This is a genomic window from Sphingobacterium ginsenosidimutans (assembly GCF_039536865.1).
GTDB classification, from domain to species: Bacteria; Bacteroidota; Bacteroidia; order Sphingobacteriales; family Sphingobacteriaceae; genus Sphingobacterium; species Sphingobacterium detergens.
The window spans coordinates 1-11316 of the sequence record NZ_BAAAZK010000010.1 but is presented as its reverse complement, the minus strand read 5'-3'; the positions used below and the strand labels follow the sequence as shown (position 1 = coordinate 11316).

At 40.6% G+C, this 11316-nt stretch carries 5 protein-coding genes; 1 reads left to right on the top strand and 4 read right to left on the bottom strand.

The window, feature by feature from the left end; translation table 11 throughout:
* Positions 1-619: 619 nt before the first annotated feature.
* The 3 genes from ABFX33_RS25080 to ABFX33_RS25070 all read right to left on the bottom strand — a co-directional run bounded on the left by ABFX33_RS25080 (position 620) and on the right by ABFX33_RS25070 (position 8078).
* The gene (locus ABFX33_RS25080) at positions 620-2392 is read right to left on the bottom strand and encodes a RagB/SusD family nutrient uptake outer membrane protein (protein ID WP_346088977.1); all 1773 of its coding nucleotides are present in this window, start codon (positions 2390-2392) and stop codon (positions 620-622) included.
* Positions 2393-2402: 10 nt separating this feature from the next.
* Complete coding sequence (locus ABFX33_RS25075) at positions 2403-5708, bottom strand: SusC/RagA family TonB-linked outer membrane protein (protein WP_346088975.1); 3306 nt, start codon at positions 5706-5708, stop codon at positions 2403-2405.
* 357 nt (positions 5709-6065) lie between these two features.
* Positions 6066-8078, bottom strand: coding sequence for a beta-N-acetylhexosaminidase (locus ABFX33_RS25070; RefSeq protein WP_346088973.1), 2013 nt, complete (start codon positions 8076-8078; stop codon positions 6066-6068).
* 259 nt (positions 8079-8337) lie between these two features.
* Here ABFX33_RS25070 and ABFX33_RS25065 point away from each other — a divergent pair, with 259 nt between their 5' ends.
* Complete coding sequence (locus tag ABFX33_RS25065) at positions 8338-10458, top strand: ATP-binding response regulator (protein ID WP_346088972.1); 2121 nt, start codon at positions 8338-8340, stop codon at positions 10456-10458.
* Between the two features lie 458 nt (positions 10459-10916).
* Here the strand turns inward: ABFX33_RS25065 and ABFX33_RS25060 are convergent.
* On the bottom strand, positions 10917-11316 hold a 400-nt coding region (locus ABFX33_RS25060), incomplete at its 5' end, for a hypothetical protein (protein WP_346088970.1).

The window sequence follows — 11316 nt, the reverse complement described above, 5'->3', positions numbered from 1 at the left end:
AACGGCTTATAACGTTCGTTTCGGCAAATAAAAAGTTCGCTGCTTGTGGGCGGCAATAATTGATAGTATAGAACAATACTAGGAATAATTAATCTAGATCGAATACCCCGACATAAACGAAATCGATTGCGTAATTCACACAAACGATTGCATTGGTATTGAATTCATAAAAGTTCGTCACAACACGAGTTGAAAGAAATTTTTTTACTTTAAAAGCAATCAAATAACACGCAGGGAAACATAAATAACATACAATAGTAAATAAAACATGGATTATGTTGTACATATGTTTTTTATTTCTATTATAGAATATTAGAATTATGATTTTTTTAAAAAAGATTAAATCAAAACTGAAATTTTAACAAAACAACGTTCTTTGATTTAACTGGATCATCAGCTGTTATCGTATGATTTTATGCTTTGCAGAAAAGATTCAAAGGCTGGTATCGAATACCAATCACGTGACTTCAATCATTAATAAAATAGCATAAAAAAAGACCGATGCTAAACAAACACCGGTCTTTTTTAACACCAAAATTGTTGTGCCTATACAGTGGCGCTGTCTACCGACACTGAACTATCCTGACTTATATAGATCACAACTCTCTGAAATAAACATTTATTCTATTGTCGGGTTAAATTCTCCACCCCAGTCTTTATTTTGTTTGATACTGGGATTCTTATCTATCACAGATTGAGCAATCGGGAAGAAATAATATGTATCTGGCACCAGATTTACTTTATTTCCGGTACTTGGTACCTGCAGTACATTGTACTTAAACTGATTTTCTTTCAGTTGATAATTTTTGGCCAAGTCTGCTGCCGCCTTTAGATCCATATCGGTTCCGTTTGCATTGATCGCAATCGCTTCCACTCCCTGCTTGGTTTTATTGTTGAGGACAGCAAGCCTCCGCAGGCGACGTAAATCCCAAAAGCGGTGGCCTTCGAAACAGAACTCGATATTTCTTTCCGCCAATAAAGCTTCCCTCATATCGGATTTATTACCCGCAACGATACCATAGCTATTATCTTCCCCCGGTTCGATACCCGCGCGCATCCGGATCTGTTTTAAAAGGGACGTTGCCGTAGCGAGATCCCCTGTTTCATTTGCTGTTTCAGCATAATTTAACATCACCTCCGCATAACGCATCAGTACAAAATCCACATCATATTGAGTCTCCACCTGCGTTTGCCGTAAGGAAAGCTTTGAATTCTTCAAAATAAAAAAGCCTGTATACCGGTCTCTATTCGAGGAGGTTGTACCAGCTTTTGGATTTTCTCCAAAATTGTCCAGTGCATCCGCGATGCCCAGCGAGGTATACTGTCTTTTCCCTGTTTTACCCGAAACCTCATAGACTTTCCCGTTCCAAACAATGGATTTATCAAAACGAGGATCACGGTTCTCCCAATAGCTTTGTAGGAACTGTTCATCTGTTTTATGGTATTTACCCGTTGGGTCCGTATATAATTTACCATCTTTCATCGGAAATTCTTTCACAAAATCCCAGGTTGGTACGGCACTCGCAGTCCCCCGGCTTTCGGAGCCCGGCCGCACCCCATTATCCCAGTTAGCCACTTTGTTGGGATACGAGTTTATGACAGCGAAGACCACTTCAGGGCCTTTTTCCACCAACGCAATATTATAGTAATCAGTGGTCAAGTTATAGCCCTGTGCCTTCAATTGCTCATAGGCCTTTTTATTCACCGCATTTGCTTCGGCCCAATAGGCATTTCCATAAGGATTGGAAGGATTAAATTGTGGCGACGCTTTGTACAACAATACTTTAGCTTTAAAGGCCAAGGCAAAATTACCATCAATACGTCCATAATCCGCAGCACCTTTCGCTATCGTCATCGGCAAATAGGTCAGCGCCTCATCCAAATCTTTTATCATTAAATCAAAACATTCCTTGGTACTGTTCCGCGGAACTTTCAATTCATCATTTTCCAGATCCTGTGGTTTTGTGATGTAAGGTACCCCACCATGATGCTTGACCATATTGAAATACATATAAGCACGCATAAAAAGTGCCTGACCTAAGATGGATTTCTTTGTCGCATCATTTAATCCTGTACTTCCGGACACCTTTTGGATAGCGGTATTGATCTTGCGCATGGTTGTATAATCCCAAGCCTTATAGACAGTATTATTAACCGTCACCGCATTCAAAGGGAAATTAATTCCAGCAAGCTGTTGCGAATTATTGTCTGCGCCACTGTTCCAGTTACCGAATAAGGTATATAAATTAGCTAAATAAGCATTGACAAGATTAGGGTCATTCCACACCTTATCTTCATTTACCGAATTGAGATCCTCAATATCCAATACATTTTTGCAAGAAGCCGTTGTCAACAACAAGGCAACTAGCGAATAAAATATCTTTTTCATCATTAAAAATCAATTAAAATTTAACATCAAGACCCAATGTGAACGTTTTCATCACCGGATAGGAATCGTACATTTTTTGCTCTGGATCATGGAATTCCTTCATCGGCGAAAAAACAAATAGATTCGTGCCATTTAAGAATACGTTGACACTCTTCATTTTGATTTTTTCCATCATTGCTTGCGGTAGTGTATAGGAAATATTTAAATCCCGTAATCGCATATAAGCTCCATTGCGGATCCAGAATGTCGACGAGGCTGCCCCTGATTCCTGCCAATTATAACCTACTGGTCGTGGATATTTAGCATCCGTATTATCCGGGGTCCAGACATCCGAAGTCCAGATCGGGTAATAAGGTCTAAAAGTATCCCCATGTTGCCGCATTCCTGCCCCTTCCTGATTGCTGATCACACGATCATAAGCCAATACCCCTTGAAATAAAGCAGAGACATAGAAACCTTTCCAGCTGGCGTTAAATCCAAATCCATAGTTAATGCGCGGTGTATTATTCTCCGAAAGCAACTGCATATCATTGTCATCGATAATGCCGTCTGGCTGGTCCGAGTAATTCTGTCCACGGATATCTTTATACAGAATCATCCCCGGATAAGGGTCACGTCCATAGGTTTTAAAGCCTTTTCCTTTCAGCGCATCAGCTTCCGCCTGCGTACGGACCAGTCCCGAAGCTTCCAAACCAATAATGCGATTTTCAGGTCGCCCTACCTTGGATCGAAAATTTTCCCTTCCTCCTGCGGCGTAGGAAGGTTCTTCGTCAAAAATATCCCATCGGTCTTTTGCATACCCCATATTCGCATTCAAACCGTATGAAACTTCACCAACCCTATCATTCCAGTTGAGTGAGAGCTCACCCCCTCTAAAGCTTCGCGCCGCATAGTTTTCCGGCGCCAGCCCTCTGCCATAATTATCCGGAACCTTAATCCCCCTCGTTCCGAGGATATCGCTCTCCTTCCGGATAAAACCATCTAAACTACCCGTCAGTTTATTGTGTACAAAACCAAAGTCTATCCCTACGTTATAACTCTTTGATTTTGTCCAGGTAAGGTTCGTGGTCGGGTTATCAAGGTACGTTACCCCGGTGTAATAGCTATCACCAAAAATATATCCCGGCACCGGTGTTCTGCTTCCTGTTCGCGAAGTGATGATCGAGCTATATTTCTCCATATACGAATAGGGCAATATCGAATAGCCCTCCACATCCACAAAATTGCCCGAACTTCCGTATGATGCACGCAGTTTGAGATCACTGACCGTATTTTTGATGGACGAAAAGAAGTTCTCATCCGACATCCGCCAGCCCAGGGACATGGATGGGAAAAATCCCCAGCGCTTATCATTTGGGAATAAAGGCGAGCCATCGTAACGGAAAGAAAACTCGGCTATATACTTATCCGCATAGTTATAGTTCGCCCGACCGATTACTCCGCGTCGTGCGTCCATTAATTCAAAGGCATCTGTTGATCGCATGCTTCTGTCTGTCGGATAAATATACATCTGATCCAAGGGGATAATTGGATTTTCTGCCCGCGATGTAATGTTCGTATTACCCGATTTAAACTGCTCATAAACAACCAGACCATCCACCGTATGTTTGCCAAACTTGCGGTTATAGTTTAGGAACCAATCCACCTGGTATTGCCATTTTCGCTGTGGGTTGTAGTCCATAAAAGGTTGAGCCTGGCTAAAGGTAAATACATTTGTCCTATCCTCTGAAGGTGGGGCTGGTATGAAACGGTTCCCATCTGGATTCAGCGAAGTAAATGTGTAGTTCTTTTGGAAACTCATATAGCGTTTGCGCATATAGTCTTCTGCTACATAACTTCCCACCAGTTTTGTAGAAAGTCCCTCTAACAGTTTATCCAACTTTAAATTAAGGGTCATGATCGGATTTACCTGGCGTACTTTGCGATCAATGTAGCGATCGCCGATGACCTGGTCAATCACATTCCAGGCCTGCCAGCTTCCCATCGGTGTCTGTACCGGATAAGCCGTTGGAGTATTGCTCGGCGTTCCATCCGCGGTCAGATAAAACGGATACATCTTGGGCCAGTTGAAGGTAACGCGGTAAAAATCCGAAACATCGAAATCATCGTCACTGGCGGATGTACTAAATGGCCAGAAGAACCTATTGGAATTCGTTTGATTAGCGGAGATATTAAAATCCATGCTAAATGCGTCACTAATCTTCGCAGAAATATTGCTGCGGAGATTAAATTTTTCGTGATCCAGTGATTTATAAGATCCGTTTTCTTTCCGATAGCTCAATAAGGCATAGTAGGTAATCTTGTCGCCACCACCGTTAACAGCAATAGACTGCCTATGGCTGAAAGGATTTCGCCAGATAACATCATTGGTATTATAATTTTTGTCTTTAAAATAGTCAAATTCCCGCTGTCCATTTGGAGCTACCCACGGTTCACTTTTCTTGCCCTGTTCCCAACGGAATTGGGAAACTCGATTCTGATAGATTAGTTCATCCGTAGCGGTAGTCAGATTGGCCAATAGAGTCTGTGTAGGTGCACTGAAGGAATAATTACTCTGCACATTGAATACCGGAGCCTGGGCAGTCCCTTTTTTTGTTGTCACCAGTACAACGCCATTACCTGCTCTCGTACCATATACAGCGGCGGTTCCGGCATCTTTCAAGAAACTCATCTGATCGACTTCATTCGCTTCGAGTGCATCAAAAGCCGCTTTGTCGCGCACCACACCATCAATCACATACAACGGTTCGACAGCAGCTCCACGAATACGTAAGGAAGAGGAAGCTCCGGCCATCCCTGAGGTATTCGTCACATTCACCCCGGCCGCCCTTCCTGCCAAGGTATTGGACAGATTGGATGGCGAGATATTTTTCAGTTGTTCAGAGTTTACTGCTGCAACAGCCCCGGTTAGATTTCCCTTTTTCTGCTTACCATAGCCCACGATAACAACCTCTTCTAACGACTCGGTATTGCTAATCATCGTCACGGCAATCGTTCCACTACTTACCGCGACCTCTTGCCGCGCATAACCCTGATAATTGATAACCAGAAAATCTCCCTGTTTGGCGCGAATGGAAAAGCTACCATTGGCATCAGTGGCTGCTTGAATCGTACTACCTTTCACGGTAATCGTAGCGCCAGCGAGTGGGTCGCCTTTTTCATTCTTTACACTGCCCGAAATTTGCTGTTGTTCGACATGAAAATAGCTCAATTTCGAGTTCAAATTGCTCGCAATTAAATTAGGGGACGAGCATAAAAGACCTAGACCTAAAAGACTTAAAGGTCTGGCTTTGCTGTAAAAAAGATAATTCTTTTTCATAATTAAGATGGAGGTGTTTAGATAATAGTTTACAAACAATTACTAAAAGGTTTATTGGTATTTTGTCTTTTGTAAAAAAATAACAAAAGACAGTTGATTTTAATAGGAAATTAAGTAAAAGATTCTGAAAATAAAAATGAAATTGAACAAAAGAAACTGAAAATAAGATTGTTTTTTTACGTTTCGCATATAGGTTATTAGAATAATTAACCCATTGTTTTTATAAAACAACGGGTATAGCAGGCGCTATTCACGCTAAAAAGAGCAGATATTTAGGCAATAGAAGGGGTATTTCTAACAACAAAAGCAGCTACCGAGGCAGCTGCTTTTGTCCAATCGAAAAATATATTGAATATACTATCTTTTCTCCGTTTTGTTGAAAGGAAGAGTTGGTGATAGATTAAATGTAAAATTACCTTTTGAATCTACACCACCAGCACCCCTGACACGAGCCTTGATTTCGTACTTCGCGTTCGGATTATAATCTCTCACGGTGAAATTGTAATAAAAGGGTTTAATCTTATTCGTTCCTCTAAATTTGTCCGCAAGTGCATGATGTCCGTCCTCATCAATAACGCGACCGTCTTGCAGCAATTGGACAGCATCTATCTCCAGAAAATTCTTACCTTCTAAAAAGAAAAAGCCAGCTTGCGCCCGTCCATTGTCATAGATCTTCTTTGTCACATCAAAGGTTAATGTGCTATACTCCTCTTTAATGTCATCACTTTTCCAGCTACCTGCGATATAACCGCCGGTATGATAGTAATCAATCCCCATGGAATCCAGACGTGGAAGATTAGCATCCAGTCTACGACAAAACTCTGCATAATCTTTCTTTGACTTAGACGCCCAACCTATTTCAGCAACGGCAAGTAAGCGTGGAAAATTCTGCACATTCATATCTTTGATATCCTGGGCAATCGCCGACCACATATTACCCTGCACCCCCAGCACCAATTGATCCTCTACCGTGGTCAATCCATTTGATGGATCGAAGTCATAAACCCTTTTTAGGGAATTAATCTGCGGATAGGCCAGGTCAGTCATAGTACCATCATTGCGATCCGCCTGCGTAATATCGAAATACAGATGCGAGGCCGGTGTCGCCACAGCCTTAAATCCGTCTTTAGTCGCCTCCTTAATCGCCTCCTCTCCAAGCCAGCTCATAATAGCTGTACTTTTGGGCAGATTCTTAGCATCGGCCAAAATATCATTCCAACCAATAGGTTTTTTCCCTTTCTGAACAATGATAGCCGATACACGTTGTACAAAATAACTTTGCAATGCTTTGACGTCTGCAATCTGATGCTGCTTCATAAAATCCTTCACATGGGATTCCTTTTCCCATAAATCATGACGGACCTCATCCCCTCCAAAATGGATATAGCTTCCCGGAAATAGACTGGCAATCTCGGTAAACACATCATCCAAAAATTGATAGGTTGCCTCTTTTGTTGGATCAAGTGTATTTGGTGTAAACTGGTTACCCCAATAACCCCATGACGACACGAAAGGAAAAATATGATTGGGGTAAGAATTCTTATTCACCCCCAACGCAGGATAGGCTAATATTGTTGGCCAGGAGTGCCCCGGTACGTCAATTTCAGGAACAATTGTAATATTGCGTTCTTTGGCATACTGAACCACCTCCTTTATCTGCTCCTGTGTATAAAAACCGCTCCGCTCAGCCGGTTGTTTTTCAGTACGGTGGAAGACTGTCGCATTCTCGGCCGTTAACTTTGGATATTTCTTTATTTCTATACGCCATCCCTGATCATCCGTCAAATGCCAATGAAAGATATTCATTTTATATAAAGCCATTGCATCTAGGTATTTCTTAACGGTATTTATCGTATAGAATGTACGGCTTACATCTTTCATATACCCCCGCCAGTGATATCGCGGATAATCTTTGATCGCAACAGCAGGAATGGACCAAGTGGATTCATTAGCAGCACGATTAGTTGTCTCGATTGCAGCGGGCAGGAGCTGGCGCAACGATTGTGATGCATTGAAAAGACCATGTGTTGTCTTTGCCTTCACTGTTACCTTTTTAGCAGACACATCCAATTGATACGCTTCATCACTAGGCAGATCCAGTTTTTTATCTAAAATAAACTCAATCGTATTGCTTGATTGCCTTTTTTCCATCATTGGATAATGGCTTGCTTGCCGCAATTGTTTAATGAACAGGTTCACATCTTTAACGCTACAATTTTTAAAACTTATGGTCGTTTGTTGATCAAATTGGAATAAACCTTCCCCATAAGTGATTTCCTGTGGTTTTGGAATGATATTTACAATAGATTGCGCGTGGCTTACCTGTCCGATAATTAACGACAACATTGCTGAAATAAACAGTTTTTTCATCAGTTTTACAATTTTTTCCTTTATTAGAAATGAGTTATTTTGAGCCAACTATCTGACTCTTTTAGGTTTCCATCGGTAAAATAGAAAATAAAAATTGTACTACCGCCTTGTCCTTTCAATCAAACGATTGTGTAAGTTTTTTAAAAAGTAGCGATTAATTGACAGTTGTAAACAACAGCTTTCATTTTTAAGTCTTAAATTTGAGTTCCATACTAAACAAAGAGGCTGTAATTAATTTATTGGTTGAAAGAGTAACAACGTGAAAAATAATAGAAAAATATTTATTTTCAGGACAGTTTTAATTGCTTTTCTGATTCTTTCTTTAGTGTATATCGGCTCGATATTTACCTATCAATATATTGAATATCAAAAAACCGAAGCTCGTCTAAATAAAGCCTATAGCTCCAAAAATCAGTTGACAAGTTTATTTTATGAGCTGTTTGCCTCTTATAATGCTGCGGGGAATGCTTTCCGTTCATATACGGTAGATTTCAGTGCTGAAAATTTGGCAAACTATACAAAAAACCTAGATAGCCTTCGTTTTTATATTGACTCTCTTTCTACGCTTTCTTCCAAAAAAGGAATATCTTTTTCAACCAATACACCACTGGAACAAAACATACATCTCTCTGATGAATTCGCACGCATCAAGAAATCCGTAGATAATATGATTTTCCTGGCAAAGGACTCCCTTTCTCTTTTAACTAAAACCAGTCGAACATTACGTCCAGCAACCAATCGGATAGATGCGGATTCCGTTGTTAACAGAATATTACGAGATACTTCCCTAATTGTCAGAAAAAAAGATACAATTGTCAGAAAAAAGGAAAAACTTTTCACGCGGATTTTCAAAGCAAAAAACGACACTTTAGTTGCCGACAAATTTGAACAACAATTTAATGTCAACCAGATCAAGGCCATCCACAGTCAGATACAGACATTAATTGAACAGAATGAAACGTTCTATAAGCAAGATTTTAGTAAAATTCGTCGTTCTTTTATCGAACTCCAAGATAAGGAAAGGCAACTCCTACAATCAAATTATGCACTTTTTAGTACGATCAGTACCGCCCTACTCAAGATAAAAACACAAGAAGACGAGTCTTTACGGGCGGCCGAGATACAGGATTTCAAATTGTATAAGGAAAACTCCGCCTTTTTTGGGAAACAGGTTATTGCCTCAATCATCCTAATGATTATTATGGTGACCTTAATTCTGTCCTATCATTATAATACTATTATTTACGAACGTAAAATCACAGCGGCGCGGGATTACGCATTGCGTACAGCCAAAGAAAAAACGAGTATATTGGCCAATGTGAGCCATGATGTACGTACTCCAGTCAATTCGCTGGTCAGCGTCATTGACCTCTTAAAGAACAACACGTCCAACAATCGCGTTAATCCCGCATTATTGGATTCCATCACACAGGATATCCATGTGATCAATGATACGGTAGAAGATATACTCAATCTTGGCAAATTAGAATCAGGCATGCTGGAAATTAAAGAAGAATATTTTTCACCAGCCAACTTACTTGCCAATCTGATAAAAATGCAACAAAGCCAGGCCGATAAAAAAGGGCTTAAGCTTGTCAGCAATATTGCCATAGAACCAGACACTTTAATTAAGAGCGGAGCATATCGCTTGCGTCAGATCGTATCTAATCTTCTGAGTAATGCCATTAAATATACTGACAAAGGTCAGGTAGAGATCAAGGCATTCATCAACTCTGATGGAAAGAAAACCCTACAAGTAGAGGTTTCAGATACAGGAAAAGGTATTTCTACCAAAGACCAGGAACATATTTTTGAACAATATTATATGACTGACCTCAGATCCAAAAATAGCTTTGGATTGGGATTGCATATTTCCAAGCTTATGGCAGAGCAACTAAATGGAACTTTAGGCGTGCGTAGTAAACAAGGCCGAGGATCGACATTTACATTAATCGTTCCCATTACTGATGAAAAGAAAAGCCTGACACAAGTGGTTACACAGGACGATCTACCGCTAAATTCACGTATTGTCGTTATCGATGATAACCCGATCAACAATTTATTTGTTAAGCAGGCTCTACAGCAGTTCAAGGACGTCCAAATTTTTCAAGATTCGTCACTGGCGATGGAATATCTTCAAAATAATACCAGTGCTATTGTCATCACTGACCTTAACATGAATGGCCCCAGCGGCTGGGATATTTTGAATTTAGTCAAAGGAAACAAAACTATCCATGGCGCTAACAGCAAAGTAATTGCATTAACATCGGATGAATCACAGGTAACCGTACAGATTCCCCAGGGGCAGATCCATCAGTTCGATGGGATCATGGTCAAGCCTTTTAAATTAGCAACATTCGTCCAGATTTTAACATCATAGGTTGTATCGCTCGATTATACTGTCATTAACGTCCAATATCAATTGCTGCTAACATCGACACGAAATCAAGTAAACATAAGGTAAACAACAAAGGGGTCAGCAAAATTTGCTGCCCCCTTTGTTGTGCTAATTGTTCATAATCCTGAAGCACTTCATTACACCTTGGTTGGTGTTAATTCTTAAGATATTATTCGGGTGCTTGGGATGGTAATAGAATACTCAACAGCCCTTCCGCTTACAATTCAATAGCATTTCAACATCATGTTCAGAACCTAGATCTTTGATGGCTTTTGCCCCTTCATATGTTCGAAGAACATCTGTTTGATTGGCTTCCCATTTCTCACTTAGTAAACTATAGCTAGTCTCTCCTCAAATATGTATTTTCTTATAAATAATGAATCCCAAAAATTAGACAAAACTTTTGGGATTCATTTCATTATAGCGACGACCTTATTAAATTAAGCTAGACAGCTTGAGGATACTGCATTTCCTGAAACATCTCGTTTTCTATAGACAGATTGTCCAGCTGAATTTTCCTCACAAACACCAGATTGGTTTCCATGACCAGATATATTTACAGTACAGGATTCACTATGGCATCGCTTCACAATACAACGCCCCATGGAAGGAGAACAAACTGAGCCACTACAATAAGTCGTAGTCGACCAAGCAGGCCTGGCCAGGCCAAGAACAAAACGTAGTTCCGTCTGTAGGTAGTAAAATAAGAGTTCCTCCATAGCTGCGGCCCCATTGTTCTCTGGAACCTTCTGAAAAGTATGTAAACGAAAGAAGCCCTTGACTGTTTCCAGCAAGGGCTTCCGTGTAAAAAAAGGCACCGACCTACTCTCCCACCTGTTA